Origin of the sequence: Teredinibacter waterburyi, assembly GCF_001922985.1 — a bacterium.
Lineage (GTDB): Bacteria > Pseudomonadota > Gammaproteobacteria > Pseudomonadales > Cellvibrionaceae > Teredinibacter > Teredinibacter waterburyi.
Window position 1 is genome coordinate 1 of sequence record NZ_MRUH01000116.1, and the last position, 971, is coordinate 971.

Genomic DNA, 971 nt, shown 5'->3' on the forward strand with positions numbered 1-971 from the left:
GAGGATGTTCGCTCGCCTTAGAAGTGGTTTTTTAGCGTTAAAATACGCCTTATCGGCGCTTTCTTTAGAGTGGGTGTCTTGATAGTAGCTTTTGCCAACCAATTGAAAGCACTTCTTATCCAGCCTCTAAGAAATTTAATGTTCAATATATTTTCTTTTTGATTGAATGAAGCCGGAATCCCTCCGACAAGGCCACCACTAGGCAGGTGGCGCAGACGCCATAGGCAATAGCAGGCAACATCCGAACGCCCTAGAACCTAACCAAGACTCTTAATTAACTGATTCAAATCTGACTTCAATGTTTTTAAAAGCTCTTTCTTTTCAGCAGGATGGCAATTCAAATCGGCTAATTCATGAATTGCACTTTTTGCTTTTCCATAAGCCTGCCTTGAAGTAACAGGCTTATAATATTGCTCAAATAGCTCTTTTTCTTCTTTTGAGACAGTAACTGATACATTGGACGGGTATATTTTGACTTCGTCTTCTTTCAGCTCAATCTGTTGAGCAAAAAACGTAATCGTCGCTTTACCAAAAGTCGATTGCAATACGCCACCATGCTCTTGAAATATTTCTATATCTTTACTCATAATTCAAGCTATGCCTTTTTAGGAGGATCTACTTTATGGCGATTAATCTTCTTAACTGCTGGGTTTTTCTTCAGTGCTGGAGCTTCCACATCTTTCCAGATTGCTCCCTCGTAAGCCTGCACCACATTAATGTCACCTGACGCACGTTCCGCATAATCTTCAGATATAGCCATCCAAAGCCTTTTCCCATCAGTTGATTTTCCTGAACCCCAATCTTCGTACACGAAAAATTCATCTAAATAATCCCAACCATTAAAAATACTACCACCAGGGGTCATTTCTAAAGTTGTTGCTCCAGGAATAGATGATTGCAAGTTAACTGCGATAAAACCCAGACACCCACCCTATCACTTGCACGGGAATCTCGATAACTGTATATTTACC

General features: G+C 40.4%; 2 protein-coding genes. Both read right to left on the reverse strand.

From position 1 onward, the window contains the following. Window positions 1-257 precede the first annotated feature (257 nt). Window positions 258-587 carry a hypothetical protein gene (locus IDZ20_RS07940; protein WP_188150899.1) on the reverse strand — a complete coding sequence of 110 codons (330 nt, stop codon included), beginning with the start codon at window positions 585-587 and terminating at the stop codon, window positions 258-260. A gap of 8 nt (window positions 588-595) precedes the next feature. Continuing rightward, window positions 596-901 (reverse strand): hypothetical protein, encoded by a 306-nt coding sequence (locus IDZ20_RS07945; RefSeq protein WP_188150900.1) that lies wholly within the window; start codon window positions 899-901, stop codon window positions 596-598. Window positions 902-971 lie beyond the last annotated feature (70 nt).